Origin of the sequence: Micropruina glycogenica, assembly GCF_900289045.1 — a bacterium.
GTDB lineage: Bacteria > Actinomycetota > Actinomycetes > Propionibacteriales > Propionibacteriaceae > Micropruina > Micropruina glycogenica.
On the sequence record NZ_LT985188.1, the window covers coordinates 1,762,743 to 1,788,693 of the forward strand.

Consider the following 25,951-nt stretch of genomic DNA (forward strand, 5'->3'; position numbering starts at 1 on the left):
CCAGTTCAGCGGGGTTCGCTCGCCGCGGCAGCCGCCATGGTCATAGGGCACGAAAGAGAGAGTGTGAATCCGAGCACCTCAGACGGGGGTCGGATTCACATCGTCTTTTGGCCGCCCGGTTCTGCGGCGGCGTCAACCAGTTGCGACAGCCCGGTCAGAGGCGCGCATAGACCTCGTCGAGGTCGATGCCGAGCGCGATCATCATCACCTGCGTGTGGTAGAGCAACTGGCTGATCTCGAGCGCAGCGTCATCCCGTGACTGGTATTCCGCCGCCATCCAGACCTCGGCGGCCTCTTCGACGATCTTCTTGCCGATCGCGTGCACGCCTGCATCGAGCGCGCGTACGGTGCCCGAGCCCTCGGGGCGCTCCTGTGCGCGGCGGTTGAGTTCGGCGAACAGTTCTTCGAAGGTCTTGCTCACGGCGTGTGAGTCTAGACCGTGCGACACCGGCTCTGGCCGCCGACCGCAGGGGCGCGCGAGCAGAAACGGGTGCCGGCATCGGTTACCGATGCCGGCACGTGTGGTTGGTGCCGGGTCTCTGGTGCCGTGATCTTTCCGGCATCAGTTCAGCGACCCGGGAGCATTGATCGATGCCCACAGGTGCGCGGTGTCCGGCGCGTCGACTCGCCGCGGCCCTGACGTTGGCGAGGTACGTCGGGCATGCTGTGCTGATGAACGCTGACCAGCCCGACGTGCGCATCGCTGAGGTGACCGGCCACGCCGACCGGGCGGCCGCGGCGGCACTGCTGGCCGAGATCTGGGGCGTGCCGGTGGCCGAGACGCCGGTTCCGATCGACCTGATGGTGGCGTTCACCCACGCCGGTGGGTGCGTGCTGGGGGCGTGGGTGGACGATGCCCTGATCGGCGTGACGGTCGGGTTCGCCGGCGCGCCCGGATCGGATCGCATCTACTCGTATATCGCGGGGGTGACCAGGGGTTTCGCGGGCGCAGGCGTGGGGCGGCAGCTGAAGCTTGCGCAGCGCGACTGGGCGTTGCAGCACGCCGCGCGCTACTTGGTGTGGACCTACGATCCGCTGATTCGGCGCAACGCGCACTTCAACCTCAACCGGCTGGGCGGCCGGGTGGTCGATTTCGTTCCCGACTTCTACCCCGAGATGAGCGACGCGGTCAACGCCGGCGATCTGCCCGACCGGTTCGTGGTCGAGTGGACGCTCACCGAACCGGTCGGCGGGCGTCCATTGCCCGACTCGCCTGCGGGCGCCCCCGTGCTGCTGGCGCCCACCGCCAAGGCTGAGCCCGGGGTGAACCGAGAGGTGCTCGCGTCGCTGGGCGACGAATCGTCCGAAACGGCACCCCCGGCGCTACGGGTGTGGGTGCCGTCCGACATCGAGGGTTTGCGGACGTCCGACCCGGCGATGGGACGCCGCTGGCGATTGGCGGCCCGCGAGGTGTTCACCGCCCTGTTCGAGGCCGGCTACCGCACCCGCGCCGTCGATCGCGATGGTCACTACGTGTTCACCAGAGAGGCCTGATCGACCATGCCGCAACCCACCTTCGAGGTGTTTCGCCTGGCCATGCCGTTGGTGCGTCCTTTTCGCACCAGCCGGGGGGTCGAAACCGTGCGTGACGTGCTGGTGGCGCGATTCACGGACGCCGACGGCGCGACCGGCTGGGCCGAGTCGGCGGCTGACCCCGAACCGACATACTTTCCCGAGTACATCGACTCGGTGCTGCTGACCATCGACAGGATTCTGCTGCCGCTGCTGGGCGGCGACGACGTGCTCACAGCAGGGAGTGTGCGGCGCGCCTTCGCCGACGTGCCCGGCAACCCGCTGGCGAAAGGCCTGGTCGAAACCGCAGTGCTCGATGCGCAGTTGCGGCGGCACGACATGCCGATGGTCGACTACCTTGTCTCGGCCCGCCGTCCGATCGCGGTAGGGGTGTCGGTGGGCATTCCGGACGACCTCGACACGCTGCTGGCCTGGGTGTCGGGCTATCTCGACGACGGCTATCGCCGGGTGAAGCTGAAGATTCAGCCGGGGTGGGACCTGGCGCCGGTGCGGGCCGTGCGTGAGGCGTTCGGCCCCGATCTGCCGCTGCAGGTGGACGCCAACCAGGCCTACTCCCCCGCCGACGTGCCGCTGCTGTCACGCCTCGACGAGTTCGGCCTGCTGCTGCTCGAACAGCCGTTCGCGCGGCACGAACTGCTGGCCCACGCGGCGCTGTCCGCTCGGCACGGCACCCCGGTGTGCCTGGACGAGTCGGTGTTGTCGCTCGACGACGCCATGACGGCGATTCGACTCGGCGCCGCCGACGTGATCAACATCAAACCCAGCCGGGTGGGCGGCTACCTGACGGCGCGCTCGATTCACGACGTGTGCCTGGCCAACGGGGTGCCGGTGTTCTGCGGCGGCACCCTCGAAACCGCCGTCGGAAGGGCCGCCAACCTGGCGCTGGCCACCCTGCCGGGCTTCACGCTGCCCGGCGACATCTCGGCCACGAGCCGGTACTACGCCCGCGACATCGGCCCGTCGTTCGAACTGGACGCCGACGGCTGCCTGATCGCGCCGTCGGGCGCGGGGTGCGGGGTTGAGGTGGACGACGCTGCGGTCGAGGCGTTCGCGGTGGCGAAGCACAGCTTCACGCTGGGCTGACCCGGGCGATCGGGCTTAAGGACCACGGGAGAGATCCCGGCGTCCGCCGGGATGACGAGTGGCGGCGGATTGAACCGAAGGAACCGTCCCTTGAACCAAAGGAACCGTCCCCGGTGACCTACAGCCGCACGCCCAGCAGCGCGTCCACAGCCTGGGCGACCTCGGCAGCTGCGGCGCTGTCGTCGCCCTCGGACGCGGCCCACTCATCCACCCGATCGAGCACGGCCGGAGCGTTCAGGTCGGCGCGCAGCGCCTCGCGCATCGCCGCGATCAGCGGTGCCGCGTCAGGGGCGGACGACCGCACCACCGCAGCCCGCCAGGCGTCCAACCGAGCCTGTGCACGGGGCAGGTCGGCAGCCGTCCATTCCCAGTCGGAGCGGTAGTGGTGTGCCAGTAGCGCCAGCCGGATCGCCATCGGGTCGGCCCCCGAGGCGCGCAGCCGGCTGACCAGCACGAGGTTGCCCTTCGACTTGCTCATCTTCTCGCCGTGCAGGCCGACCATTCCGGCGTGCACGTACACCTTCGCGAACGGCTGCCGGGTGGCCACGGCCCCCTCGGCCGCGCACATCTCGTGGTGCGGAAACACCAGGTCCGACCCGCCGCCCTGTACGTCGAAGTCTGCGCCCAGGTGCTGCAGGGCGATCGCCGTGCATTCGATGTGCCAGCCCGGACGCCCCCGGCCGAGCCGGCTGTCCCACGCAGGTTCGCCTGGACGGGCCATGCGCCACACCAGGCAGTCGAGCGGGTCACGCTTGCCGGGACGATCGGGGTCGCCGCCGCGCTCGGCGAACACCTCGCGCGCCTCGGCGTCGCTCAGCTTCGACAGCCGTCCGAAACCCGGCGCGCGGTGCACTTCGAAGTACCAGTCGGGGTAGTCGGGGTCGTCCACCTGGTAGATGGCCCCGGTGAGTTTGAGCGATTCGATCAGGTCGACCACCGCCGGAATCGACTCGACCGCGCCCACGTAGTGCTGCGGCGGAATGACCCGCAGTGCTGTCATGTCGTCGCGGAACAACTGCACCTGGTCGTCGGCCAGTTCGCGCCAGTCGACCCCGGTGGCTTCGGCACGCTCCAGTAGCGGGTCGTCGACGTCGGTGACGTTCTGGGTGAAGGTCACCCGGTAGCCGCAGTCGAGCAGGGCCCGCTGCAGCAGGTCGAAGGCCAGGTAGGTGTTGGCGTGGCCGAGATGCGTGGCGTCGTAGGGGGTGATTCCGCACACGTACAGCCGCGCCTCGTCGGCGTCGGGCAGCACGGGCACCAGGTCGTCGAGGGCGGTGTCGTGCACCAGCAGCCGTCCGCCCGGGTGAGGCAGCGTGGGCACGTCGGTCGCCGTCCAGGCTTTCACGGATCCTCCTCGGTGACGCGAGCCTCACGCCGTAGGCAAGCGTAAAGGGTGCTCCGCCGGGGCGGTTAAGCTGTCCGGCGGCAACTCGCCCGGAAGGAATCCGATGATCAACTGGTGGCAATCGATCGTGCTCGGCATCGTCGAGGGCATCACCGAGTTTCTGCCCATCTCGTCGACCGGCCACCTCACCGTCACCGAGAAGCTTATGGGGCTGCCGATCGACGACCCCAGCGTCACCGCGTACACCGCCGTCATTCAGGTGGGCGCGATGATCGCCTCGATCATCTACTTCTGGGGCGACATCGTGCGATTCGCGACGGCCTGGTTCGCGGGCCTGCGCAACGCCGACAAGCGCGGTTCGGACTACCGCATGGGCTGGGCCATCATCGCGGGCTTCATTCCGACGGCGGTGATCGCGCTGCTGGCTGAGAACCTGATCACCGGCGTGCTGCGCAGCCTGTGGGCGGTGGTGGTGGGCCTGGTGGTGTGGTCGATCGCGATGTTCATCGGCGACCGCGTCGGCAAGCAGAACCGCGGCGAAGACTCGATCACCGTGCGTGACAGCGTGATTCTGGGCACGTTGCAGTCGCTCGCGCTCGTGCCGGGCGTGTCACGCTCGGGCGCGACCATCACCGGCGGCCTGCTGCTGGGGCTTGATCGGGTGGCGGCAACCCGCATGAGCTTCTTTCTGGGCATTCCCACCTTGATCGCCTCGGGGCTGTACCAAGCGGTGAAAGAGGCCAAACACATCGCGGACGGCGTGGGCTGGGGTTCGACCCTGTTGGGCACCGCAGTGTCGGGTGTGGTGGCGTACGTGTCGATCGCGTGGCTGCTGCGGTACGTGTCGAAGAACGACTTCACCGGCTTCATCATCTACCGGCTCGCGCTGGCGTTGGTGATCGTGGCGCTGCTGGTCACCCAGGTGATCAGCGCGGTCTAGGGGATCGGACGGCGTCAGGCCTCGCCCTTGGTGGGTATTGGGGACGGTTCCGATTACCAGTTGCGAGCGGCGTTCGGGCCGCCGCTGACGTCGTCCAGGGCCGCCGTGATCTCGGCCGGCAGGGTGAGTTCCTCGGTCTGCAGCAGCTGGTCGAGCTGTTCGGTGGTGCGCGGGCCGATCAGCGGGGCGGTCACGGCCGGGGCGTCCCTGGTCCAGAGCAGGGCCACCTGGGCGCAGCTGAGGTCGAGACCGTCCGCGGCCGTCGCCACCGCCTCGACCACCGAACGCGAACGGGCCTCGAGGTAAGGCTCCACGAACCAGGCGAAGTGCTGCTGCCCCCCGCGTGAGTCGCGTGGACGACCCGTGCGGTACCGTCCGGCCAGCACTCCGCGGCCGAGCGGTGACCAGGGGAAGAGCCCCAACCCGAACGCCCGGACGGCGGGAATCACCTCGACCTCGGCACGCCGCGCGAGCAGCGAGTACTCCACCTGGGCGCTGGTGATGCGCGCCCGTCCAGGGAACGCCGACTGCCAGGTGGCGGCCTGCGCGGTCTGCCAGCCGACGAAGTTCGACACCCCTGCGTACCGCACCATGCCGGCGTTGACCGCTTGGTCGATGGCGGCCAGGGACTCCTCAAGCGGCGCCCCACCCCACGCGTGCAACTGCCACAGATCGACGTGATCGGTGTGCAGCCGGCGCAACGAGCCGGCGAGGTCGTCCAGCAGCGCGGTGCGCGAGGTGTCGACGACACGTTTGCCGTCGCGGACGCCGAAGCCGGCTTTGGTGGCGATCACGACATCGTCGCGGGCGAGGTCGGTGTGAATCAGTCGTCCGATGATGCGTTCGGCCTCGCCGTTGCCGTAGGCCGCGGCGGTGTCGACCAAGGTGCCGCCCGCCTCGACGAATCGACGCAGCAAGCCCTTGGCCTGAGGTGCGGGGACGTCGCGTCCCCAGGTGAGCGTGCCCAGACCGAGCCGCGAAACCTGCAGGCCGCTGCTGCCCACCGAGCGTCGTTTCACGTCGACACCCTAATGGTGAGAGACGCCGATCAGACTCAGGGCATCAACCCCAGCAGCCTTCACTCGCCGCCGGACGAAGCCGACGTCTGCCCCGCCTTGGCGACGGTTGGCGAGGCGGGCGCCGAGGGCGCCTGAATGATCGTGATCGCCTCTTCATCCTCTGACAGCTCATACTCGCCCAGCGCGTTGTCTTTGCGCAGCTGGTCGTTGCTGTACGACATGAACGCGCCAGTGCCGAAGCTTCCGCCAACCGTCATGGGGTGCTCCCTTCCAGAGACCGTCACTGTAGCCCGTGACTAGGTCAAACCCTGGTTCAGGCCTGGTCGAGGAACCGGTCGAGCACGCGGGCACCGAATTCGAGTGACGCGGTGGGCACACGCTCGTCGACGCCGTGGAACATGGCCACGAAGTCGAGGTCGGGCGGCAGCTGCAACGGCGCGAATCCGAAGCAGCGCACCCCCAGCGTCGACCAGCCTTTGGCGTCGGTGCCGCCGCTCATCAGGAACGGCACGGCCTTGGCCTGCGCGTCCTCGGCCTGCAGGCAGGCTTGCATGGCTTCGACCAGGGCGCCGGAGAACTCGGTCTCGACCGCGATGTGCCGGTTCGCGATCTCGTAACGCACCTTGTCGCCGAGCAGTTCGGTGATCGTGTCGAAGAACTCCTCCTCGTAACCGGGAATGAAGCGTCCGTCGAGCCCGGCGACGGCCTGGCCCGGAATGACGTTGACCTTGTAGCCGGCCCTGAGCATGGTGGGGTTGGCGGTGTTGCTCATGGTGGCGCCGACCATGCGGGCCACGGTGCCGAGCCGGGCCAACGACTCCTCCACCGAATCGGCGTTGATCTCGATGCCGAGGGCGTCCTCGACGGCGTCCAGGAACGCTTGCTGAGCAGGGTGAATGCGGTGCGGCCAGTCGTAGGCGCCGATGCGCGCCACGGCCCCGGCCAGCGCGGTGACCGCGTTGTCGGGGTTGCGCATCGAGCCGTGCCCGGCCGTGCCGTCGGCGATCAGGTTGAGCCAGGCCAGGCCCTTTTCGGCGACCTGCACCAGATAGAGCCGCAGGTCGTCGCGCACGGTGAGCGAGAAGCCGCCCACTTCGCCGATCGCCTCGGTGCAGTCGGCGATCAGGTCGGGGTGGTGCTCGACCAGCCAGTGCGCGCCGACTTCGCTGCCGGCCTCTTCGTCGGCGGTCATGATCAGCCGAATCGGACGGCGGGGGGCCCGGCCGGAGCGAACCCGGTCGCGGACCACCGACAGCACGATGGCGTCGAAGTCCTTCATGTCGACCGCGCCGCGACCCCAGACGCAGCCGTCTTTGACCTCACCGGCGAACGGGTCGACCTGCCAGTCGGACGCCTGCGCGGGCACGACATCGAGGTGGCCGTGGATCAGCAGCGGCGGCAGCGAGGCGTCGCAGCCGTCCGGCTGCCAATGCGCCACCAGGTTGGTTCTGTTGGGTGCCGCCTCGAACAGTTGCGACTCGATGCCCACCTCGGCCAGCTTCTCGGCGTAGTACTCGGACGCCGGGCGCTCGCCGCTGCTGCCGTCGGGGCCGTAGTTGGAGGTATCGATGCGGATCAGCTCACTGCACAGCTGGACGACTTCGGCGGCGGGGTTGCTCCGGTCGGTCATGACGCCATCTTGCCGCACGGTTCGGACGGATACGTCGCTGGGGAGGCCCACCCAGGCCGGGCGGTCGTGAAATGACGACGGATCTGACGGTCGTCCGCGCCTTGGCAGGCGGCAGCTGGCACAAATGGGTCGTCATTTCACGACGAGGCGACTCCGAAAGACAGAAGAATCGGCCGGGACGGTTCCGTCCCGGCCGCTCGGAGGTTCAGCGGACGACTGCGAAACCTGCGTTCCAGCCGACCTGGCCGCCGACCGCGAGGGTGAGCTGCAGGAAGCCCAGCGCCTCGAGTTCGCGAGCCCGTGACAGTGCGCCCGCGTCGATGGCACCCACCCCACCGGCCTGCAGGGCGGCGACGAGTTCGGTCTTGGCCTCCACAGCGTCACCGGCGATCAGCACGGTGGCCTGGTTCTCGCCGACCTTCTTGGCCGCCAGAGTGGCGGCGAAGTTGGTGTTGAAGGCCTTGAGCACCGTGCTGTTCGGCAGCTTGGCCGCGATTTCGGCTGCAGCAGAGGAATCGGCCGGCACGACCAGCGAGTCGAAGGTCTCAAAGTTCAGCGGGTTCGAAATGTCGATCACGGTCTTGCCGTCGAACTGGTCGCCGTAGGCGTCGATGATGCCGTTGACGGCCGGGTACGGCACGGCCAGTACGACGAAGTCGCCGGTGAGCGGGGCGGTTCCGACCGCGTCGTGCGAGACGTGCTCGACGGCACTACCTCCGTCGGCGAGCACCCCGCCGATGGCGGTGCCCATGTTGCCGGTGCCGATGATGGTGAAGCTGGACATCTGTGATTCCTTTCGCGGCGTGGGATCGTCCACACCTTTAGTTGTATCTACAACTACAACTCTAGCGCGCGCTTAGTTGTAGATGCAAGTAACTGATACAGTGATGCACATGAACGCCACCGGGCTCAGCTACGACCAGCGGGTTGCGCTGGCACGACTGGCGGCTCTGTTGGAGTTGCTGCCCACGTCGCTCGACAAGCAACTCGCCCCGGTCGGGCTGACCGCATTCGAGTTCGGGCTGCTCAGCGCCCTCGCCGACGCGCCCGATCACCGGCTGCGGCTGAGCGCGCTGGCGTCGCGCACGAACGCGACACTCCCCCGGCTGTCGCGGGTGGTGACCGGCCTTGAGGCCAAAGGCCTGGTGGTGCGTGCCGCCTGCCCCATGGACGGACGCGCCACGAACGCAGTGCTCACCGAGGCCGGCGAGCTGCGTTACCGCCAGGGGCTGCCCGCGTATGAAGGAGCCGTGCAGTCGTTGGTGCTGGCCGATCTGAGCGAGGCGGACGTCAGCGAGCTGGCCCGGCTGAGCTACCTGATTCTGGCTCGCCTCGACCCCGACCGGCGGATGGCCGTGACGACCGAGGGTGCGGCGATCTGTCCGGCCGACCCCGCTGGGGCGGCGAGCCTCGCCGGGGAGGCGGTGCCGCCATGCCCTGCCGATCCTCCCGTCAGGATGGTGGACGACCCACCGACCTGCCCCGCAGACCCGTCCCGGTGACGCTGCGGCCAAGCCTGTGGACTCATGTCAAGATGCCCGCTTGGGTTGGGTCGTTGACTCATTTCGTTTTGCCCGCGTCATTTTTGTTCGGGATAGGTAGACGTGGTTGCGTTTGGCTGCTTTGAGGATGGTGCCGCGGCGGCGGGCGAGTTCGAGCAGGTTGCGTTGGATGAGGTCGATGTCTCGGCGTAGTTGGGCCGGGTTGGCCTGGGTGATGCGACTGTCAAGGTGTCGCCGGTCCTGGTCGTCGAGGACGGTGGGGTGGTCACGGAGCAGCCGGCCGGCCGGGGTGGTGGCGGTGTCGTAGGTCTTGGTGACTTTCGCTCCGGTGCGGGTCTTGGTTTTCAGCTTCTGTTGCGGGGTGAACAGGTTGGACAGTTCAGCGGCCAGGGGCCATAGCTGGTTGAGCAGGTCGAGTTCCCGGCTGGTGTCGTAGCGGTAGTAGCCGACGTTGCGGCGGACTCTGGTCCAGTTCTTCTGTTCGATGTGGGCTTGGTCGTTGGAATGGTTCGGGCGGCCGCGGGTGAACGTGATCTCACGGGTGTTGCACCAGCTCATCAGGTGGTGGTTAATGAACTCGGAGCCGTTGTCAGAGTGGACGCCCACGATCGCGAACGGGAACCGGAGGGCGAGTTGCTCCAGCCCGGTGGCCACGATCCTTTCGCCCTTGGACTTCACGGTGATGGTTTCGGTCCAACCGGTAGCCACGTCGACAGCGTCCAGGCTGTAGTGGAAGTGGCCGTTGTTGTCGCCGCCGTCGTGACCGACCAGATCGATCTCGATGAACCCTGGCTGGGTGTCGTCCCACTCGTGCCAGGTCTTCAGCGGGATCGACGATTTCAACAGCGATCCGGGGCGGGTCAAGGACCGGCCCTTGAGGTTGCCGACCAGCCCGAGCCGGTAGGGCCGCAATCGGCGATCGATGGTCGCCGCCGACATGGCCAGCAGTGCGTCGATGACTTCGGGTGTCGCGTTCAGCTCGCCCTTGGCGACCAGGCTCGCGACCAGGACCGGCAGCGCTGGGCGCACGATCTTGCCGCTGGGTCCGTCCAGCACCGCCCAGCACACCGCCAAGGCGTCGATCACCTCAGGTCCGTAGCGGAACACAGGCTCGCGGGGCCTGCGTGGCCGGTTCACGTCCACACCGGCGACCGCTGCCCGGATCATCTTGCGGGCATGGTCTCGATGCCAGCCGTTGACCGCGACCAGATGATCCAAAATGGTCGACTTCTCAGCCTTGGTCGCCTTCGGCCACGCCTTGACCTGGCTCGCCAGCACAGCCTTCCGTTGCCTCATCGTCAGCCCCATCCCCGCAGCCTGACCCACGCGGGCATTCTCAGATGAGTCAACGACCCCACCCACGCGGGCATTCAGCACGAGTCAACTCGCCAAGTTGAGCAGCCCCGAGCGGGTCGATATGCTGGCCAGGTTGCCCGGCGCGCCGGGTCAGCACCCTGTCCGGGTGGCGGAATAGGTAGACGCGCTAGCTTGAGGTGCTAGTGCCCTTTATCGGGCGTGGAGGTTCAAGTCCTCTCTCGGACACAAATTCACAGGTCGCTCTGACCAGGCCGAGTATCGCCTGACTAGGCGTTTCGCCTCCACCGCTGGTGGACAGGTGTGGACACAAGAAGCCATTTGGGGGCGTTCATTCCCCACGTATTCCCCACGACACGCCGGTCGTGGGGAACGCGGAGGATCGTTTTCCTGCCCTGGCTGTCCGAAACCGGAGTGCCTCCACTCGGTAAGTGGGGCATGCGAAGCGGCACGCCATGACTAGCCGGCGGCGGTCGGCGAAGCGGACCTTCGGCGAGATTTCGAAGTTGCCCAGCGGACGGTTCCGGGCCCGGTTCACTGGTCCCGACCTGAACCTGCACTTGGCACCCACCACCTTCGTGGCCCGGATCGACGCCGAGGCATGGCTGGTCGCCCAGGAGCGGGGTGATGGCCAGCCGCAGTGACCGTCAGCCGTCCGAGATCTCGGTGGCGGAGGTGACCGCCTGGTACCGATCGATGAACGCGACACCGACCCAGCAGGCCAACGCCTACGGGTTGCTGAAGTCGATCCTGAAGGACGCCGTCGAGGACGGCCTCATCGCCACCAATCCGTGCCGGGTGAAGGCCGGCGGGCAGAAGACCCGTGCCCGAGAGATCGAGGTGCTGAGCGTCGAGCAGCTGACCGCCTACCTGGCAGCAGTACCCGAGGCTCGGCGGGTGCCGCTGCTGCTGGCCGGCTGGTGCGGTCTGCGTTCCGGTGAGGTGCGGGCGTTGCGCGTGCGTGATCTCGACCTGGACGCCGGCGTGGTGCGGGTACGCCAAGGTGTCGTCCGGCTCGCGGGTCAGTTGCTAATCGGGCCGCCGAAGACCGCCGCCGGCGTCTGGGACGTGACCATTCCGCCGCACCTGGTGCCGTCGCTGCGCGAGTGGCAACGGCGGCAGCCCACACGCGGCAGGGACGCCCTGCTGTTCCCCGCCGGCGACGGCGTCTCACCGTTGAACGACAGCGTGCTGCGCGAGGCCCACGACAAGGGCAAGGCAGCCATCGGCATGCCCGGGCTGACCATTCACGGTCTGCGGCACACCAGCGCCACCCTGGCCGCCCAGCTCGGTGCGACCGTGGCCGAGCTGCAGGCCAGGATCGGGCACTCCACCCCCAACATGGCGATGCGCTACCAGCACGTCGCGGCCGATCGCGACGCCCAACTGGCGGCCCGCATGTCCCAGCTCGCGACCGGCAACGATTGGACGCCGCAATCGCCGCCGCGTGCACGGCGACCTCGGGAGTCCAGCAGGAAGCGTGAGCAGTCGGAACTGCCGGGAATGGACGACTAGGCAGGCGCACCCGGCGGATCGGGGGTGGCGCTCAGCCGACCATCAGGCCCTGGATGACGGGCTTCATCATCCGGTCGACGTCCTCGACCTTCAGCCGGATCGTCAGGCGCCCGGACACGAACGCCGGCAGCAGACCGGCGGCGATGCGGCGACGCAGGGTACGGGTGCTTAAACCCGTCCGTTGCGCCGCCTGAGCCAGGGACTCGTACTGCTGTGTGGTCACCGCCATCTCCTTCCACCCGCCAATGCCTGGGATCGGCTACTGCGCCGCTGAAACGCCTCCAGGACGCCGCCCAGGGGCTCGACCAGCTGCACCAGTTCGCGGTCGTAGATCGCACCCGCGGCCAGGGCGTGGCGAAACCTGCCCAGCATGTCCGCCCACTCCCCCACCGTCAGCCGCTTGGAGACCGAAGTCGGCTCCGCCTTGGGACCGACCGCCGCCCGGACAACACGCACGACGCGCGGCTCCACCCCGACCATGCGATTGCCGCGCCGTTCGATGGACGCCTGCGTCCGGCACCGTGCCGAGCACCAGATCGGTCGCCGTCCCCGGCCTGCGTAGCGAACCGGCTCGCCGCATCTGGGACAGACGGACGACTCATCGCCCGGAGCAGTCGCAGCGCCGCCCTCGGCCAGGTCGGCGGTGCGAGTGCGCGGTCGGCGCGACGCCATCGACTCGATAACGCGCCGCCGCGCTGCCTGCCGAGCCGCCTGCCTCGTCACTGCCCCACCGCCTTCCGATTCGGTCGCCTCCTTACCGACCCGAGGCACCCCGGTTTCGGACATATTGAGTGATTGACCATGCGGGCTGGCTGGCTCAAGCCGTCGCCTCGACTCCGCAGCCTGATCCCGCACCACCCCACCCTCGAGCCCACCAAGACCGTCCGACCGCATTCCTCACCTCTGCGAGCCGAGCCACCCGAGCCCAGGTGACTTCGCTTCCCCGCGTCACCGGTTTGTCGTTCTCAAGAGCCACACACCTTCTGCATTCACCTCGAACGTTTCGCTGACATGAAATGTCTTGGTCGCAGCACGCCAGGCCGGTACCAAGTCCATCGCGGCATCGCCGGGGACGCACAGGAGACCGCGTTGTGCGCCGACCTAGACCGGCCGTGACCGTGGCACCACCGCGAGAATCCTGCACGCGGCACAAGGGGCCCGACCAGCGTCCAAGCGGACCGCGGCAGATCCGACAAGGCCACTGCGGTAGCTGTTGCGGTACTACCATGGTGGCATGAGTCAAGTGAAGTTGAGTGTGAGCCTCTCGCCGAGCGAGGTCGAAACGCTGGACAAGTACGCCAGGGCGGCAGGTCTGAAGTCTCGGTCGGCGGCAATCCAGCAGGCGATCAAGTTGCTCGGAGATCCCGAGTTGGAGGACGCCTATGCCGCGGCGTGGCAGGAGTGGGAGGACTCCGGGGAATCTGAGGCGTGGGCGGGCACCGTCGCTGACGGGCTTGGCTGATGCTGCGAGGTGAGATCCGCCTGACTGACCTGGACCCCGCCAGGGCCGCGGAGGCCGACACGCGACGGCCCGCGATCATCGTCAGCAACGACCGCGCCAACGCGACCGCTGCCAGGTTGGGCCGAGGGGTGGTCACGGTTGTGCCGATCACTAGCAACATCTCCCGCGTCTTCCCGTTCCAGGTATTGCTGCCCGCTGATGACGTCGGGATCCGGGTGGACTCCAAGGCTCAGGCCGAACAGGTCCGCTCGGTGTCGATCGAACGCATCGGCCCGGTGATCGGCCGCCTGCCCACGCACCTGATCAGCAAGCTCGACGACGCCCTGCGGCTCCATCTCCAGCTCTGACACACACTCTGGGCGGTCAGGAGCGGTCGTATGCACTCGGGAACCGAAGCCGAAGGCCACCCTCACAAACCCCGCGCGGCAGATCAGTGCGTTCTGGAAGGGGCTGTCAGCCCCAAGATGCAAGACTGGTCTAGTGAATCGAGCGGAGTCGCGGCCAACGCGCCCACGTTGGTTGTGGACCGCCGCAGGGTCAAAGCTCTTCGGTGTCGGCGGCATCGAATACAGCCTCGTGAGCACCCTCACGCGAGGCGAGGTCGAGCGACTACTTACCCTCGGCGAACTCGACGCAGTCCAGGTCGAATGCGGGGCTGGGATTACCGAGTGGGCAGGTCCATCCGAAGCGCGTCGCCTGTGGTTGGGCGTCGAGCAAGACCTGCAGGACGTCGAAGGGAGGCGGCCGCCACCCGGAGCGAGAGGGATGCTTCAATACGAAGCTCAACTATGGAGGTCGGCCGACGGCCACCACGTCATCGTTTTCGAGAACGAATAGCCGAGAGCCGCTCGAGCGATCGGAGGCAGAAGAGGGCGGTCGTGCTCGGGAGGCCGAAGCCGAAGGCTACCCTCGCACACCGCGGCAGAAGCGGATGGGTGCTAGCGGCCCAACTCGGCGCGAAGAGCCGCCGGCCAGAACGTGAGGAACGAGACCGGTTCGTTCGGCCCGGAGCCGTAGCCCTCAACAAAGGAGACCTTTACGGCATTCGTCACGTACTCGTCGCCCTCAGCCAGGCATCGATCGACGAAGAGCAGCGTTCGGAGAGCCTCATCCGTCCTGGCGCTCTCGAAAGCCGTGACTCCGAATCTCAGCAGGTCGGCCATCAGGAGGTGGAGAAGCAGCTCGCCCCGTTGATCGTCCAGATGCTCACGAACCACCTCGTTACCCTCTGGCAGGGCTGACAGAAGGTCGTCAACGAAAGTCGCGGCAGTTATCACAAAAACGATCCTCCCACCAAGAACGAGGAGAGCGGACGGCGGCAGATCCGGACGTTCACACTGAAGCGATCGGCTCGGTTTCCCGGTTGGTGGGGGAGCCGGTCACCGGGGTGATGGTGGGCTGCTACGGGATCGACTTCTCGATCCGGTCGGCGCCGAGGGTCTTGATGATGTCGTCGGGGAGGCTCTTGACGATCCGCCGCTCGGTGTAGATGCAGGTGTAGTAGGGCTGCCCGTTTTGGGTCCCGAGTTCGGCAACAAGCTGGGTGGTGGCCGGGTCGAGGTAGATGGCGTTGACGACCCCTGGCCGGTGCTGCTCGTCGACCAAGGCGACCTTGGTGGCGGGGCGTCCCTTTGGGTCGGTCGTATTTTCGGTGACGGTCACTCCGGGCACGCGTGCGAGCATCCGGATCGAGGCGGCTCGGGTCGCGGCAGGGGTCGGGGTGAAGATGAGGGTTTCCTTCACGGCTTCGAACAGTGCTTCCTCGACCGAGGATGAGCCCGTCACCCTGGCCCGTAGGTAGGTCTCCATCACGGCTGGATCGGCCGTGACCGCGTTGAGGTCATAGTTCCTGGGTGCGGGGCTGAAGATGTAGTAGGCGGGTTCGTCGCCGGTTTGGTGGGCCCACGCCCATCCGTCGGCGGCGGTCCAGGTGCTGCGGGTGGTGGCGTAGGCGTCGGGGCCGTTGTCGGACTCGGCGATGCCCGCGTCCTCGTACACGGTCAGCTCGTAGGACCCGTTGGGGATCACTGGGGTGGCAGGGACAGCGGCGGCGAGCCGGTCGAGTGCTTGGGCGGCCTGCGGGCTACCGGGATTTCCGATGGGCGCCAGCACCTGGGCGAACAGCCCGACAGCAGCGAGCAGCGCCGCGGCGGCGGCGACTAGACCCCACCGGGTGGCGCGCGGCGGACGGGCGGGGGCGGCGGGCTGGTTGACGTGGGGGGTGGCGAGCACGCGGCGCAGGACCTGCTCGCGGCGGCCGACGTACCAGGCGTTGTCGATGGCGTCGGTCTCGGGACGGGAGGCGACCACGGCGTCCATGGCCTGGTCGTCAGAGATGTGGAGAGTCATGTCAGTTCACTTCCGGGACGAGACGAAGAAGGGGGGAACGGGCGTCGAGGGATGCATTCAGGCGGCCGGCGAGGCGACGCCGGGCGCGGCTCAGCCGGGTACGTGCCGCCGCAACCGAGCAGCCAAGGACGGCGGCGATGCCGGAGGAGTCCAGACCGTCCCACCCAGCCAGCAGCAACACCTCCTGGTCGTCGGCGCTGAGCTGGCTGATCGCGCGGAGCAGGTCGGTTCGCTCGACGGCTAGGCCTGCAGGGTCAGCTGCAGCGAGGTCGTTGATATCGGCCCACTTTGCGGCCAGCTGTTGGCGCCTGCCGCGGGCCCGCCATGAGTTCGCCAGCACGTTGCGGGCGGTCCCGATCAGCCACGGCACCGCGTCGGCAGGCAACTCGGCCAGCCGGGTCCACGCGACCAGGTACACCTCCGCGATAACGTCATCGCAGTCATCATCGGAGCAGTAGCGGCGCACATAGGCATAAACCCGGGGACTGGTGCGCTGGTACCAGGCCCGGAACTCAGCCTCATCCGCCACCGCGTTGTCGGTATCCATGCCCCAGTAGTGTCCGCTCGTGCCCGATCATGACATCCAGACCTGATCCCGACGCTACCGCTACCCAGAACCACCGGCACGCCGCCGCGAAACCAGCGCAGCGTCCGGCGGTCCGCGCCCCGGCGGTCCACGCAGCGACGCCAGATCCAGCGTCCAGCCAATCAACGGGGACTCCGCCCATCCTCACCCCGGCGGGATGCCGCCCCTGATGCGGCAGATGAGGTCGCGGCCGGGCAGCCGGGAGGCTACCGTCCGCGGCGCGGCATGTGCGCGCGTCTCGAGGGCCGTCAGTTCGATGGTCTCGATCGCGACGGCGGGGCCGGCTACCTGGCGGAGTGCGGCTCAGAATCGCCATCCCTGTACCTGCATTAGGGCCCGGCGTTGATCGAAGTCGCCGGGCCGTGTCTGCCGTGAAAGCCCGCCTCGGCAACGTGCGGCTCGTACGGCTCTCGGCCAGCCGTCCCGAACTCGTCCCGAGTGGGGTGCACCATCGATCCATGGCCAATGGCAGGGTACGATGCCTGTTCTGCTACGAAGATAGCGGAGACAACCTGGTTGCGAGCAGCGAGCACTTGCTCAGCCGACCGGTCGCAGCCGCCTTCGGGATTGATCGCAGGTCCTCCGTCGCGCGAGTGGATGGCGATGTGGAGGAGATCAGGTGGATGCAACTGAACGGAATCAAGCGTCGATGTGTCTGCACGAGATGCAACAACGGTTGGATGAATCGCCTTGAGCACAGCATGGCCGGAATCGCCACTTGGATCTCGGGCCCGATCGGCGAGCCAATCGGAGCCGCGAGAGCGCTTGATCTCCGCAATTGGGCACTCAAGACCCACATGCTTCTCTGCTTCATTGAGGGAAACGCGGGCCGCTTCGGGGAGGACACCTTCACCGGCGAGTACGTGGTTCCTCCGGTCACGCCGGCAAAAGCTCTGTACAAGGGCGATCACAACGCGCTCGCACACTGCGTTGTCGGAGTAACGCGATCAACCTCGAGAACGGATTTCGCTTGGTCCTTCGGTACTCCGTCGGTCACGGCGCCTGGCGGCGTCAAAGGACATCCAAGGTTCGCACCGGTATCGATCGTGACCGTGGGTAGCCTCCAGCTCTGGGTTGTCGTCCCACTCCTGCCAGCACGGGTCACCATGCCGGCAGGAGTTCAAGTCTGCCGAGCCGGACTACGTCCTGATGAACTCGCCCGCACTGGCCATCCAATGAACCTAGGGCTCGTACGCGTGGACTTCGAGTAGAGCGACGCCGGCATTAGTCACGGTGCGCGGCAGAAGAAGGCGGTCGTGCTCGGGAGTCCGAAGCCGAAGGCTACCCTCACACACCGCGGCAGATGCGGATGGTTTACGCTCCGGTCGACCAGCATTGAGTACCTTCTTGGAGTGCGCACGTTTCATGTCACGTCCAGCCTCAATCGCGAGTCGATCACGAGGGCTGGCCTGGACTGGAACCTCATGGCGGCCAGCCCTGGCATCGCTGGCAGCCTCGGCCCGGAGGTGGCCGGAGTCTTCTTGTGCCGAGACCAGTTCGAGGTTGATTGGTTCGTCCGGATGAACAACACCGGCGGTCCGGTCGACGTATGGTCGGTGGACGAGGTCGACGCCGAGTCGCTCATCGACAACGGCAGCGGATTCCACTACGTGAACGAGCCAATCCCACCCGACCGACTGAGCCTGGTGCATCGCGACCTCAGATAGACGTCGGCTGCTCCTCGGCGTGCACGGGCACATGCCCAAGCAGACTCCGCGCGGCAGATGAGGTCGTGGGCGGCAGCTGTGAGGCTACCGTCCGCGGCGCGGCAGTTGAGGGCGCGAGGTGGTGGCTGTTAGTTCGCTGCGCTCTCCGGCGGGCCTTCCGTGCATCCCTCATGGGGCGCTTCTGCTCAGGCTGCACGTACAGGACCAACACAGCTTCTTCGATCAGCTTGGCCACATCCTCCACCTCCTCGGCCGAGCATGTGATCCCCGCGTGGATGCTGTCATTGCCTAGCATTCGCGCCTCATGAAGGTCCTGCACTAACTCATCGGACAGCTTGCCCTTGAGGCTCTCGATCTTGTCGAAGAGGGTGTCCCCGCTCGCCTTCTGGTCCTTGGTTAGCTCCTCAACCGTTGCCCGGTACATCACGCCCGCTGCCCGGAAGGCCTTCGACTTCTCACAGGTGCTCGCTTCGGCAAATAGGCTCCGCGCGGCAGCCGGGGCAGACTCGTGCAGCGTCCTCGGAGACTCATGCGGCGAGACCATGGTGCGCCACGTCTTCACCTCCTCTTCCCCGCCCGCCTCCGCCGCTGGGAGTGGCACCGCAGTCTCGAGAAGAACCACGGACTTTCTACAGTGCAGACATTCCATGATCACCACCCCAGTGCGCACATGCTCATCAGGTGGGTCTTGGTCCAGAATCCGGCTCGAGCTTGGCGACCGGAAGCGCGGCGTCGCGTACTTGATTGAATGGACGACGCGGAATGAACTGTCCCGCTTGTGCCAGGGGCAGAAGCCCGTCCCGTCTTCGAACAGCATGCCCGTGACTCTAGTTGTGAGCGGCTACACAGCCGACAACCGTTCCGCGACACTGGCCGAGATTGCCAACCCAGGGCACCAGCGCCCTGCGGCATCCTGCCCCCCAGCTCTCGCGCGAGGGTCACTAACCAGCCCGACGGCCTCACGCACGACTCTCGGCAAAATCGACCGCGCAGGATGCGGCATGACCGGATGTGTTGTGGTTGGCCGCTGTTGGGTGGTGGAGGATGTGACAGTGGGCGATGATCTCGTGTGGGTCGGGTGGACGTTGATCCGTCCAGTGGTCTCGCCGGTGGAGCTCGGAACGAGCCTGCCGGCCTTGTTGACCACCATCAGCCAGTGCATCCAGGATGACCTCCCACGACCAGAATGGGCCGACTGGACTATCGACAGGGCCGTTCTGGAGGGTGCGCGACGCGGGGCCGCGCCGGACTCGACCGTCATGGCTGTCGCGCTGCCGTCCTTCGAGGTGGACGCGCTTCTCAGCCAACTCCGAATCCCGCGAGACTCGTCGCTTGACCTGATGCGACGGCGTGAGGCTGCCCATGGTGAGCCTGTTGGGTTTGAGGTGGTCGGGATTGAGTCCGACCTGGCTCTGCATTCCTGGCACTGTCACGGCTATGCCGACCAGGCGCTGGCCGAGCTTTCACTCACCCTCAATGAACGCGGACTCCTCGCCAACGCAGAAGACGCACAAGCAGTGAGAGATTGGATGCTGCAACTGCCGAGCGACCAAACGCCCAAGGAAATCCCTTGGACGTTCATCGCCCTGATACCCGACTGGACCGCACTCACAGTCCGCCGCAGCCGAGGTCTGGTACCCGCCATCGCGCACCGCGGCAAAGTCGGATGCTCAGTGGCGCGACACGGGGCCCAGTTTCAGCCCTACTCGAATCCCGTGCCGGCCAGGCATGTGTTTCACGCAGAGCACCCGCGCGGAGCGCTCTGTCCGCACTAGCGTTCCACCATGGGACCAGGGTTGCGCGTGCGGACAGCTGCGTTGCTCGGGGTGGCGGGCTTCCTGCTCGCTGGGTGCGTCGCGTACGACCCGTTAGTGCCGAGATTTGAGGTCAAGAACCTCACGGGTCAGCACCTCAACGTCACGCCCGCGAATCGTGCGAAGGCCACGTTTCAAGCGACACCTGGAGAGCGTAGGTTCCTCCCGGTGCTGGAGGCGGGTTGCGAGTCGTTCGGCTGGGTGGCGACCTTCGACTCCGGAACCATCGTGGCAAAGATCCCCGGCGGCTGCCTTGGACATCTGTGGACGATACGCGGAGTCAACGACTCCACCTACGAGTGAGCCTTGGTCGACGGCGGAACCCGAAACTTGTCGCCTCACATCGACGATCGAGACTTGCACGACCTCAGTTAATCGAACGCACGGACCGCGGCTACGGTCGAGTTCTGATCCGGCCGCTGAACCCCGTCCTGATCGTCTGCGTGTTGGCCAGGCCAGTCGAATGGCGCCTACGCCCGCCATGAAGTGGCGAGCTTGGCCAACTCCGCCTCAAGCGCGGATCGCAGTGAGTCATGAAACGCGCTAAGCGCGTACTGCTTATCGCGCCAGTTGTCCGGCGGATACAGCCAGACTGGCTTCCCGACAAGCGCTTCTGGCTCCCACCCATATCGCGGCCACACGTGAGCGTGCAGGAACGCGTCGGTATTGCCCAGAATCTCGACGTTGACTCGCCGATAGCTGCCGTCACGTGCCGAGCACACGTTTTCCACAGCGGTTGCGAGCAGGTCGACGTCGCCGAGATAGCGGATTCGCTCGGCTCGGGGCAGATCCGAGAGGCGATCGACGCCCCTGACCTTCGTAAGCGCCACGCAGTACCCCGGCAAGAACTGCACATCGCCGATCACCGCGAAGGAAGCGTCCAACTCCCAAAGCACAGTCGGATTTCTACCCTCAATTGCGGCTCCTACACGGTCCGAACGCCAGTCATGCATAACGGCGACATTAACAGTCACGCACGCACTGCCCGTCGACTGGCAGGACGGCTCGGGGTGCAGATTCCCCCACCGAGACGAATCAAGCCGTCTAGCGCTCATCGGCATGAGCGGATGCTCAACCGCTGCTCTACCGGGCAGGCACGGGTCGCCTGCTGGGTAGGCTCACTGGCAACGAATCACATGGGGCCTTCACTTGGAGCAACCATTCCCCACGCATTCCCCACGACAAGGAGTCCACGATGGCGATCAGCAACCATCACACCTTGTCAGAAGCCACTTGCATCAGCCGAGCGCGGAGGTTCAAGTCCTCTCTCGGACACGAGAACCAGAGGTCTCTGACTAGGTTAAAAGCCTAGACAGAGGCCTTTTGACATTTTCACCGTTGCGTCACGCGCGCCACGCGCCGAGCGCACGTGGAGTGCCAGCATTGCGATCAGAGGAGGCCATCGTGAGCACCCTGACCAGTCGACAGCTGGACGAACGCACCCACGCGCGCCTGCGTGGCAGAGCAGCGGAACACGGCCGCTCGGTTGAAGCCGAGGTTCGCGCGATTCTTGACGCCGCCGTCGGCCTGCCCGAACAGAACTTTCTACTCGCTCTGCACACAGCGATGGCCGAAGCCGGCGGGGTTGAGTTGGAGTTGCCGCCGCGAACCGAGTCAGCTCGAACCGTGGATCTGTCGTGATCATCGCTGACACCAACGTGGTGTCGGAGTTGATGAAACAGGCACCGGACGCCGCGGTTCTTGCCTGGGCGCGGAGACAGCCGGTCGCGGCCTTGTCGATCTGCGTCGTGACTGTCGAGGAGATTGAGCGCGGCCTCAGCCGACTTCCGCAGGGTAAACGTCGTCGCGACCTGACCCAACGTTCGAACGGCCTCGTGGACGCCTTCGCCGACACGATCGCCATCTACGACGTGACAGCCGCCAGAACGACCGGCGCGAATTCTGGTCGCCGGCGAGCAGCCGGGCGTCCGTTCAGCCTGGCGGACGCCCAGATCGCCGGCATCTGCCTCGCCGGAGGGCATGAACTAACGTCATCATCAACAAGATCACCGCCGCCCCGGTGCCGCTGGGTGGCAGGGTCAAGGTGGCACCCAATGTCTCGGGTGTCGGTGCGGTGACGATCACCAGCAAGTACTTCACCATCTGGAAGTCCTCAGGCACGAAGATCGTGAGCAAGAAGACGTCCGCCTGGCTGTCGGCCGGCAGCTACAAGGTGACGACCACGGTGACCTGGAAAGTGAAGAAGCGCAGCGGCGGCTACTACCCGTCGAAGACCACCACGCGCACCCAGCCCCTGGTCGTGGCAATCAGCACCGCCACCTGCGCCACCACGGACGACGCCAAGCGGGTCAAGACCGGCGACTCCAAGACGGTCGTGTCATGGAAGCTGTACTCGGCCGGCAGCCTCGACTACGCCGACGGCAACCATGAGGACTGGCGCTACGCACTGTGCGGCAGCGACACCCAATGGGTCTGGGTCACCTACACCGACGGCACGGTCACCGACACCTGGGCGGAGTGAGCGTAACGGCGACGAGCGCCATCGCCGCCACGACCGCCACAGTCAAGTCGCGCGGTGTGGCTGCACGTACCTGCACGTGTTCACGGCCGGTGACTGTTACGAGCGCGTCACTACTCCGCAAACGGCTAGTAGGCCGCCCGGGCCGGTCGCATAATCTCATCCATGAGTGCAACCCGCGATCAAGAGGTGCTGGAGGACCTCAGCGATGAGGCCATCATCGAGCAGGTGGTGGAACGTCTCTCGGTCACGCACCGCAGCGCCGACCCGCAAGACCTCGAAGCCCGCGTCAAGGCCGCTCCGGTGCCGTTCGCCGGGGCTCCGATTCGACACTTCCTGCCCGTGCTGCTCGAGCGTCGGGTCGCAGCACAGTTGAGCTGAACCGGCTCAGCCGACCGAGTCGATCCCCTTCGGAACGGCGGCGTACCCCTCGCCGGCCAGCCATTCGCTGGCCCGTCCACGCAGTCGCTCGTCACTGAAGCCGTGCCACTGGGTCAAGCGCTCGTCCGAGCGCGCCAAAGCGTCGTGGAACCGGCGAAACGCTCCGCGGCCTTGAATCGCTGTGTCGAGGCGGTCGGCGAGGGGATCGCCCGCGATGTCGCCGATGAAGATCTGCATGTCGCGGTAGGCCTGCCTCGAACCCTCGCACGAGACGTAAAGCCATCGGTCGTCGTCTTCGTCTTCGTCGTCGTCCATGTCGTCGGAGTTCTCAAACACCACCTCCGGCCACACCTCACCGGTGCGCAGTTCGATGCGTCCGCCGCCCTGCGTCATGTCACCCTCGAGCACCTCCGCGAGCTCGTCGAGGCCCACGGCGAGAGGACGAAGCGTCGAAGCCGGGCCCCAGCCGAACGCTCCGTCGAGCTGGTCGGCACATTCTGCTCGTTCCACGTCCCAAGATTCACTGAAGTTATTGCTCGACGGCCGGCGGGCCGGGCCGGCCGATGTTATTCTCGACCTGACCCGACAACACCGAGGTTGACCATGGGCGTATCGATGTCTGACCAGCTACGACGTGCGATTTCGGAACTGATGCCCGAGATCATCGACGAGTTGAAGGCGATGGTGGCGATTCCGTCCGTCGCGTTTCCGGCCTTTCCGTCCGAACCGGTGCTGGCGATGGCCAACCGCGCCGTCGACGCGTTCGCCCGCTACGGCGTGAGCGCGCATCTCGAAGAGATTCCCGGGGGCTACCCGGCGGTCTGGGCCGAGATCGCCGGACCACCGGGCGCACTTACTGTGCTGCTATACGGGCACTACGACGTGCAGCCGGCGCCGACCGAGGGCTGGCACAGCGACCCCTGGGTGCCCACCGAACGCGACGGACGCATCTTCGGCCGCGGTGCCGCCGACGACAAGTCGGGCATCGCGATTCACCTGGCTACCCTGGCCGCGTTCGAGGGCCGTCCGCCGGTGAACGTGAAGCTGGTGCTCGAGGGCGAGGAGGAGACGGTCTCGCACCTGGAGGCCTTCGTGGCCGCGCACCCCGAGCGGTTCGCGGCCGACGTGATGCTGATCGCCGACATGGGCAACCTGACCGTGGGCGAGCCGGTGCTGTCGGTGGGGCTGCGCGGCCACGTGAAGGCGATCGTCGAGGTCGAGACGCTGGACGACCCGGTGCATTCGGGGCTGTTCGGGGGCGCCGCGCCCGACGCCCTGATGGCGCTGATCAAGCTGCTCGCCAAGGTGTCGGACGACCACGGGTCGTCCGCCATTCCCGGCATCGGCAACTTCGAGTGGCAGGGCGCGGACTACAGCGAGCAGATGCTGCGGGCCAACGCCGGCGTGTTGGAAGGCGTCGACCTGGTCGGCTCGGGCCCGATCGCGTCGCGGCTGTGGAGCAGGCCGGCGATCTCGGTGCTGGGCATCGACGCACCGAGCGTCGACGAGGGCGGAAACGTGCTGCAGCCGCGGGCTCGCGCGGTGGTGGCGCTGCGCATTCCGCCTGGTCAAGACCCCGACGACGCGATGGGCAAGCTGGTCGCCTTCCTCGAACAGAACGTGCCCTGGCACGCGAAGGTCACGGTGACGCCCAACAAGAAGTCGCCCGCGTTCAGCCAGGGCACCGACGGCGTCGCGTTCGCGGCCATGCGCGAGGCGTTGGCCGAGGCGTACGGCACCGATGTGGGCCAGGTCGGCTCGGGTGGGTCGATCCCGCTGCTGGACGAACTGCGCAAGGCCAGCCCCGCCGCCGACTTCGTGCTGATCGGGGCAGAGGACGCCGAACTGTCGCGCATTCACGGGCCCAACGAGAGCGTCGACCCGTCCGAGATCGAGCACATGGCGCTGGCCCAGGCGCTGTTGCTTACCAAGCTCGGTCAGGGTTGAGATGACCACCCTGCAGGTCGTCGTGCTGATCGCCGAGGCCCTGGTCGTCGTCGGCTCGATCTACCTGGGCGTGCGCACCGGCGGGGTCGGGCTCGGCCTGTGGGGTGCGGTCGGCGTGCTCGTGCTGGTGTTCGTGTTTCGCGCCCAGCCCGGCTCAATACCGTCCAGCGCGATTCTGATCATCATCGCGGTGATCACCGCCGCTGCGGCCATGCAGGCCGCCGGGGGCATCGACTACCTGGTCAGCGTGGCCGAAAAGCTGATTCGGTCTCAGCCGAAGCTGGTGAACTTTCTGGCCCCGCTCACCGCGCTGCTGTTCTGCGTCGCCGCCGGCACGGGCAACATCATCTTTCCGCTGCTGCCGGTGATCTACGAAGTGGCCTACGGGCGCGGCATCCGTCCAGAACGGGTGCTCGGCCCGGCGGTCGCGTCGTCGGGCGTGGCGCTGGCCGCCAGCCCGGTGTCGGCCGCCATGGCGGCCTTTCTCGGCCTCACCGCCAACGCCGACGGTGCACTCTCGCTCGGCCAGATCATCGTGATCACGCTGCCCGCGGTGATCGTCGGCACCCTGGTGTCGGCGCTGGTCTTCGTCAAGTGGGGCCCCGAGCTGGCCGACGATCCGGTCTACCAGGCCCGGCTGGCCGCCGGCGACCTGGACGCCCCGACGGCCGCCGAGAGCGGCGACACCCCGCTGCCCGAGCGGGCCAAGCCGGCGGCGCTGGTGTTTCTCGGCGGCGTGCTGCTGGTGGTGCTGCTGGGCGCGTTCGGCTCACTGCTGCCGAGCTGGCAGGTCGACGGCCAGACCGTCCGGCTCGACATGACCAGCCTGCTGATCATGGTGATGCTGGCAGTGGCGCTGGCGGTGATGCTGGTCGGTCGGATCAAGCCCGCCGACATACTGGACGCTCCGCTGACCAAGTCGGGGCTCACCGCGATCATCGCGCTGCTCGGCATCGCGTGGCTGGCCAACACGTTCATCGGCGCCAACAGCGACTTCATCATCGGCGGCCTCAGCGACTTGACCGAGCACGCGCCGTGGTTCCTGGCCGTCGGGGTGTTCCTGGTCGCGGCGATGACCACCAGCCAGTCCGCGGCGGTGAACTCGATGATTCCGCTTGGTCTCGGCCTTGGCATTCCGGTCGGCTTTCTGGCCGCCTACCTGCCCGCGATGGGCGGCGTGATGACGCTGCCGGCCAACGGTTCGCAGCTGGCCGCGGTCGAGATCGACCGCACGGGCAGCACCAGAATCGGCAAGTACGTGGTGAACCACTCGTTCATCATTCCCACGGTGGTCAACGTGGTGGTGTCGGTGGTGGTGGCCATCGGCATCGCGTCGGTGGTGCGCTGATTTGGTTGGTCGAGCCTGTCGAGACCCATCGCGGTGG

Annotated in this window: 32 protein-coding genes and 1 tRNA gene; 18 read left to right on the forward strand and 15 right to left on the reverse strand. The window is 66.9% G+C overall.

Features of this window, described 5'->3' with window-relative positions; genetic code table 11:
* Positions 1-154 precede the first annotated feature (154 nt).
* The gene (locus tag MPLG2_RS08165) at positions 155-421 is read right to left on the reverse strand and encodes a phosphoribosyl-ATP diphosphatase (RefSeq protein WP_105185700.1); all 267 of its coding nucleotides are present in this window, start codon (positions 419-421) and stop codon (positions 155-157) included.
* A gap of 251 nt (positions 422-672) precedes the next feature.
* Here MPLG2_RS08165 and MPLG2_RS08170 point away from each other — a divergent pair, with 251 nt between their 5' ends.
* Positions 673-1,494 (forward strand): GNAT family N-acetyltransferase, encoded by an 822-nt coding sequence (locus MPLG2_RS08170; protein ID WP_158680982.1) that lies wholly within the window; start codon positions 673-675, stop codon positions 1,492-1,494.
* Between the two features lie 6 nt (positions 1,495-1,500).
* Positions 1,501-2,616 carry an o-succinylbenzoate synthase gene (gene menC / locus MPLG2_RS08175; RefSeq protein ID WP_105185702.1) on the forward strand — a complete coding sequence of 372 codons (1,116 nt, stop codon included), beginning with the start codon at positions 1,501-1,503 and terminating at the stop codon, positions 2,614-2,616.
* A 118-nt stretch (positions 2,617-2,734) separates the two neighbouring features.
* On the opposite strand, the gene mshC is transcribed toward menC, so the two are convergent.
* Positions 2,735-3,961, reverse strand: coding sequence for a cysteine--1-D-myo-inosityl 2-amino-2-deoxy-alpha-D-glucopyranoside ligase (gene mshC, locus MPLG2_RS08180; RefSeq protein ID WP_105185703.1), 1,227 nt, complete (start codon positions 3,959-3,961; stop codon positions 2,735-2,737).
* A gap of 106 nt (positions 3,962-4,067) precedes the next feature.
* Here mshC and MPLG2_RS08185 point away from each other — a divergent pair, with 106 nt between their 5' ends.
* Entirely contained in the window at positions 4,068-4,901 is an 834-nt protein-coding gene (locus tag MPLG2_RS08185; RefSeq protein ID WP_105187554.1) for an undecaprenyl-diphosphate phosphatase, read from the forward strand.
* A 53-nt stretch (positions 4,902-4,954) separates the two neighbouring features.
* Here the strand turns inward: MPLG2_RS08185 and MPLG2_RS08190 are convergent, their stop codons facing one another.
* From MPLG2_RS08190 to MPLG2_RS08205, 4 genes are all read right to left on the reverse strand, one after another.
* The gene (locus tag MPLG2_RS08190) at positions 4,955-5,920 is read right to left on the reverse strand and encodes an aldo/keto reductase (protein ID WP_105185704.1); all 966 of its coding nucleotides are present in this window, start codon (positions 5,918-5,920) and stop codon (positions 4,955-4,957) included.
* 59 nt (positions 5,921-5,979) lie between these two features.
* Positions 5,980-6,177 carry a hypothetical protein gene (locus tag MPLG2_RS08195; RefSeq protein ID WP_105185705.1) on the reverse strand — a complete coding sequence of 66 codons (198 nt, stop codon included), beginning with the start codon at positions 6,175-6,177 and terminating at the stop codon, positions 5,980-5,982.
* Between the two features lie 56 nt (positions 6,178-6,233).
* The gene (locus tag MPLG2_RS08200) at positions 6,234-7,550 is read right to left on the reverse strand and encodes a M20/M25/M40 family metallo-hydrolase (protein WP_105187555.1); all 1,317 of its coding nucleotides are present in this window, start codon (positions 7,548-7,550) and stop codon (positions 6,234-6,236) included.
* A 205-nt stretch (positions 7,551-7,755) separates the two neighbouring features.
* Positions 7,756-8,334, reverse strand: a complete 579-nt coding sequence (locus tag MPLG2_RS08205; RefSeq protein ID WP_105185706.1) for an NADPH-dependent F420 reductase — start codon at positions 8,332-8,334, stop codon at positions 7,756-7,758.
* 109 nt (positions 8,335-8,443) lie between these two features.
* Between MPLG2_RS08205 and MPLG2_RS08210 the strand changes: the two genes are divergently transcribed.
* Entirely contained in the window at positions 8,444-9,052 is a 609-nt protein-coding gene (locus MPLG2_RS08210) for a MarR family winged helix-turn-helix transcriptional regulator (protein WP_105185707.1), read from the forward strand.
* Positions 9,053-9,079: 27 nt separating this feature from the next.
* Here the strand turns inward: MPLG2_RS08210 and MPLG2_RS08215 are convergent, their stop codons facing one another.
* Positions 9,080-10,348: an integrase catalytic domain-containing protein gene (locus MPLG2_RS08215; RefSeq protein ID WP_105187409.1), complete on the reverse strand. Its 1,269-nt coding sequence runs from the start codon at positions 10,346-10,348 to the stop codon at positions 9,080-9,082.
* Between the two features lie 160 nt (positions 10,349-10,508).
* Between MPLG2_RS08215 and MPLG2_RS08220 the strand changes: the two genes are divergently transcribed.
* The 3 genes from MPLG2_RS08220 to MPLG2_RS08230 all read left to right on the forward strand — a co-directional run bounded on the left by MPLG2_RS08220 (position 10,509) and on the right by MPLG2_RS08230 (position 11,881).
* Positions 10,509-10,594 (forward strand) — tRNA-Leu (locus MPLG2_RS08220).
* 227 nt (positions 10,595-10,821) lie between these two features.
* Positions 10,822-11,010 (forward strand): hypothetical protein, encoded by a 189-nt coding sequence (locus tag MPLG2_RS08225; RefSeq protein ID WP_105185708.1) that lies wholly within the window; start codon positions 10,822-10,824, stop codon positions 11,008-11,010.
* Entirely contained in the window at positions 10,994-11,881 is an 888-nt protein-coding gene (locus MPLG2_RS08230) for a tyrosine-type recombinase/integrase (RefSeq protein ID WP_105185709.1), read from the forward strand. The genes MPLG2_RS08225 and MPLG2_RS08230 overlap by 17 nt, the downstream gene beginning before the upstream one ends.
* A gap of 31 nt (positions 11,882-11,912) precedes the next feature.
* Here the strand turns inward: MPLG2_RS08230 and MPLG2_RS08235 are convergent, their stop codons facing one another.
* Together MPLG2_RS08235 and MPLG2_RS08240 are read right to left on the reverse strand one after the other, a co-directional pair.
* Positions 11,913-12,104, reverse strand: a complete 192-nt coding sequence (locus MPLG2_RS08235) for a helix-turn-helix domain-containing protein (RefSeq protein WP_231935913.1) — start codon at positions 12,102-12,104, stop codon at positions 11,913-11,915.
* The gene (locus MPLG2_RS08240; protein WP_158680984.1) at positions 12,101-12,271 is read right to left on the reverse strand and encodes a hypothetical protein; all 171 of its coding nucleotides are present in this window, start codon (positions 12,269-12,271) and stop codon (positions 12,101-12,103) included. Before MPLG2_RS08240 ends, MPLG2_RS08235 begins: the two co-directional genes overlap by 4 nt.
* Before the next feature lie 844 nt (positions 12,272-13,115).
* Between MPLG2_RS08240 and MPLG2_RS08245 the strand changes: the two genes are divergently transcribed.
* Together MPLG2_RS08245 and MPLG2_RS08250 are read left to right on the forward strand one after the other, a co-directional pair.
* Complete coding sequence (locus MPLG2_RS08245) at positions 13,116-13,343, forward strand: ribbon-helix-helix domain-containing protein (protein WP_231935914.1); 228 nt, start codon at positions 13,116-13,118, stop codon at positions 13,341-13,343.
* Entirely contained in the window at positions 13,343-13,690 is a 348-nt protein-coding gene (locus MPLG2_RS08250; RefSeq protein ID WP_105185712.1) for a type II toxin-antitoxin system PemK/MazF family toxin, read from the forward strand. Before MPLG2_RS08245 ends, MPLG2_RS08250 begins: the two co-directional genes overlap by 1 nt.
* Positions 13,691-14,281: 591 nt before the next feature.
* Here MPLG2_RS08250 and MPLG2_RS08260 read toward each other — a convergent pair.
* The 3 genes from MPLG2_RS08260 to MPLG2_RS08270 all read right to left on the reverse strand — a co-directional run bounded on the left by MPLG2_RS08260 (position 14,282) and on the right by MPLG2_RS08270 (position 16,239).
* Positions 14,282-14,620, reverse strand: coding sequence for a DUF7674 family protein (locus tag MPLG2_RS08260; protein ID WP_105185714.1), 339 nt, complete (start codon positions 14,618-14,620; stop codon positions 14,282-14,284).
* A gap of 124 nt (positions 14,621-14,744) precedes the next feature.
* Positions 14,745-15,692 carry a hypothetical protein gene (locus MPLG2_RS08265; protein WP_105185715.1) on the reverse strand — a complete coding sequence of 316 codons (948 nt, stop codon included), beginning with the start codon at positions 15,690-15,692 and terminating at the stop codon, positions 14,745-14,747.
* A gap of 1 nt (position 15,693) precedes the next feature.
* Positions 15,694-16,239 (reverse strand): RNA polymerase sigma factor, encoded by a 546-nt coding sequence (locus MPLG2_RS08270; protein WP_105185429.1) that lies wholly within the window; start codon positions 16,237-16,239, stop codon positions 15,694-15,696.
* A gap of 1,295 nt (positions 16,240-17,534) precedes the next feature.
* On the opposite strand from MPLG2_RS08270, the gene MPLG2_RS08275 reads away from it, so the two are divergent.
* Positions 17,535-17,945 carry a hypothetical protein gene (locus MPLG2_RS08275; protein WP_197710121.1) on the forward strand — a complete coding sequence of 137 codons (411 nt, stop codon included), beginning with the start codon at positions 17,535-17,537 and terminating at the stop codon, positions 17,943-17,945.
* On the opposite strand, the gene MPLG2_RS08280 is transcribed toward MPLG2_RS08275, so the two are convergent.
* The gene (locus MPLG2_RS08280; RefSeq protein ID WP_105185716.1) at positions 17,938-18,762 is read right to left on the reverse strand and encodes a DUF4145 domain-containing protein; all 825 of its coding nucleotides are present in this window, start codon (positions 18,760-18,762) and stop codon (positions 17,938-17,940) included. The two genes, MPLG2_RS08275 and MPLG2_RS08280, sit on opposite strands and share 8 nt — an antisense overlap.
* 235 nt (positions 18,763-18,997) lie before the next feature.
* Here MPLG2_RS08280 and MPLG2_RS08285 point away from each other — a divergent pair, with 235 nt between their 5' ends.
* Together MPLG2_RS08285 and MPLG2_RS08290 are read left to right on the forward strand one after the other, a co-directional pair.
* Positions 18,998-19,720, forward strand: a complete 723-nt coding sequence (locus MPLG2_RS08285) for a hypothetical protein (RefSeq protein WP_158680986.1) — start codon at positions 18,998-19,000, stop codon at positions 19,718-19,720.
* 27 nt (positions 19,721-19,747) lie between these two features.
* Positions 19,748-20,062, forward strand: a complete 315-nt coding sequence (locus MPLG2_RS08290) for a hypothetical protein (protein WP_105185718.1) — start codon at positions 19,748-19,750, stop codon at positions 20,060-20,062.
* A gap of 167 nt (positions 20,063-20,229) precedes the next feature.
* On the opposite strand, the gene MPLG2_RS08295 is transcribed toward MPLG2_RS08290, so the two are convergent.
* Positions 20,230-20,655 carry an HIT family protein gene (locus MPLG2_RS08295; protein ID WP_231935916.1) on the reverse strand — a complete coding sequence of 142 codons (426 nt, stop codon included), beginning with the start codon at positions 20,653-20,655 and terminating at the stop codon, positions 20,230-20,232.
* 508 nt (positions 20,656-21,163) lie between these two features.
* Here MPLG2_RS08295 and MPLG2_RS08300 point away from each other — a divergent pair.
* The 4 genes from MPLG2_RS08300 to MPLG2_RS08315 all read left to right on the forward strand — a co-directional run bounded on the left by MPLG2_RS08300 (position 21,164) and on the right by MPLG2_RS08315 (position 22,619).
* On the forward strand, positions 21,164-21,400 hold the full coding sequence (locus MPLG2_RS08300; protein WP_105185720.1) for a FitA-like ribbon-helix-helix domain-containing protein: 237 nt from the start codon (positions 21,164-21,166) through the stop codon (positions 21,398-21,400).
* Complete coding sequence (locus tag MPLG2_RS08305) at positions 21,397-21,837, forward strand: PIN domain-containing protein (protein WP_105185721.1); 441 nt, start codon at positions 21,397-21,399, stop codon at positions 21,835-21,837. Before MPLG2_RS08300 ends, MPLG2_RS08305 begins: the two co-directional genes overlap by 4 nt.
* Complete coding sequence (locus MPLG2_RS08310) at positions 21,834-22,241, forward strand: hypothetical protein (RefSeq protein WP_105185722.1); 408 nt, start codon at positions 21,834-21,836, stop codon at positions 22,239-22,241. The genes MPLG2_RS08305 and MPLG2_RS08310 overlap by 4 nt, the downstream gene beginning before the upstream one ends.
* 162 nt (positions 22,242-22,403) lie before the next feature.
* On the forward strand, positions 22,404-22,619 hold the full coding sequence (locus tag MPLG2_RS08315) for a three-helix bundle dimerization domain-containing protein (RefSeq protein WP_105185723.1): 216 nt from the start codon (positions 22,404-22,406) through the stop codon (positions 22,617-22,619).
* Between the two features lie 6 nt (positions 22,620-22,625).
* Here MPLG2_RS08315 and MPLG2_RS08320 read toward each other — a convergent pair whose 3' ends face one another.
* Complete coding sequence (locus tag MPLG2_RS08320) at positions 22,626-23,129, reverse strand: UPF0158 family protein (protein ID WP_158680988.1); 504 nt, start codon at positions 23,127-23,129, stop codon at positions 22,626-22,628.
* A gap of 105 nt (positions 23,130-23,234) precedes the next feature.
* On the opposite strand from MPLG2_RS08320, the gene MPLG2_RS08325 reads away from it, so the two are divergent.
* Together MPLG2_RS08325 and MPLG2_RS08330 are read left to right on the forward strand one after the other, a co-directional pair.
* Entirely contained in the window at positions 23,235-24,566 is a 1,332-nt protein-coding gene (locus MPLG2_RS08325; RefSeq protein ID WP_105187558.1) for a M20/M25/M40 family metallo-hydrolase, read from the forward strand.
* A 1-nt stretch (position 24,567) separates the two neighbouring features.
* Positions 24,568-25,914 carry an anaerobic C4-dicarboxylate transporter family protein gene (locus MPLG2_RS08330; protein WP_197710122.1) on the forward strand — a complete coding sequence of 449 codons (1,347 nt, stop codon included), beginning with the start codon at positions 24,568-24,570 and terminating at the stop codon, positions 25,912-25,914.
* Positions 25,915-25,951 lie beyond the last annotated feature (37 nt).

Coding starts and splice junctions, on each gene's coding strand:
- MPLG2_RS08170 (WP_158680982.1), top strand. CDS start 673: ATGAACGCTGACCAGCCCGACGTGCGCATCGCTGAGGTGACCGGCCAC.
- menC (WP_105185702.1), top strand. CDS start 1,501: ATGCCGCAACCCACCTTCGAGGTGTTTCGCCTGGCCATGCCGTTGGTG.
- MPLG2_RS08195 (WP_105185705.1), bottom strand. CDS start 6,177: ATGACGGTTGGCGGAAGCTTCGGCACTGGCGCGTTCATGTCGTACAGC.
- MPLG2_RS08200 (WP_105187555.1), bottom strand. CDS start 7,550: ATGACCGACCGGAGCAACCCCGCCGCCGAAGTCGTCCAGCTGTGCAGT.
- MPLG2_RS08205 (WP_105185706.1), bottom strand. CDS start 8,334: ATGTCCAGCTTCACCATCATCGGCACCGGCAACATGGGCACCGCCATC.
- MPLG2_RS08210 (WP_105185707.1), top strand. CDS start 8,444: ATGAACGCCACCGGGCTCAGCTACGACCAGCGGGTTGCGCTGGCACGA.
- MPLG2_RS08215 (WP_105187409.1), bottom strand. CDS start 10,348: ATGAGGCAACGGAAGGCTGTGCTGGCGAGCCAGGTCAAGGCGTGGCCG.
- MPLG2_RS08225 (WP_105185708.1), top strand. CDS start 10,822: ATGACTAGCCGGCGGCGGTCGGCGAAGCGGACCTTCGGCGAGATTTCG.
- MPLG2_RS08230 (WP_105185709.1), top strand. CDS start 10,994: ATGGCCAGCCGCAGTGACCGTCAGCCGTCCGAGATCTCGGTGGCGGAG.
- MPLG2_RS08245 (WP_231935914.1), top strand. CDS start 13,116: ATGAGTCAAGTGAAGTTGAGTGTGAGCCTCTCGCCGAGCGAGGTCGAA.
- MPLG2_RS08250 (WP_105185712.1), top strand. CDS start 13,343: ATGCTGCGAGGTGAGATCCGCCTGACTGACCTGGACCCCGCCAGGGCC.
- MPLG2_RS08265 (WP_105185715.1), bottom strand. CDS start 15,692: ATGACTCTCCACATCTCTGACGACCAGGCCATGGACGCCGTGGTCGCC.
- MPLG2_RS08270 (WP_105185429.1), bottom strand. CDS start 16,239: ATGGATACCGACAACGCGGTGGCGGATGAGGCTGAGTTCCGGGCCTGG.
- MPLG2_RS08280 (WP_105185716.1), bottom strand. CDS start 18,762: ATGCTGTTCGAAGACGGGACGGGCTTCTGCCCCTGGCACAAGCGGGAC.
- MPLG2_RS08315 (WP_105185723.1), top strand. CDS start 22,404: ATGAGTGCAACCCGCGATCAAGAGGTGCTGGAGGACCTCAGCGATGAG.
- MPLG2_RS08325 (WP_105187558.1), top strand. CDS start 23,235: ATGTCTGACCAGCTACGACGTGCGATTTCGGAACTGATGCCCGAGATC.
- MPLG2_RS08330 (WP_197710122.1), top strand. CDS start 24,568: ATGACCACCCTGCAGGTCGTCGTGCTGATCGCCGAGGCCCTGGTCGTC.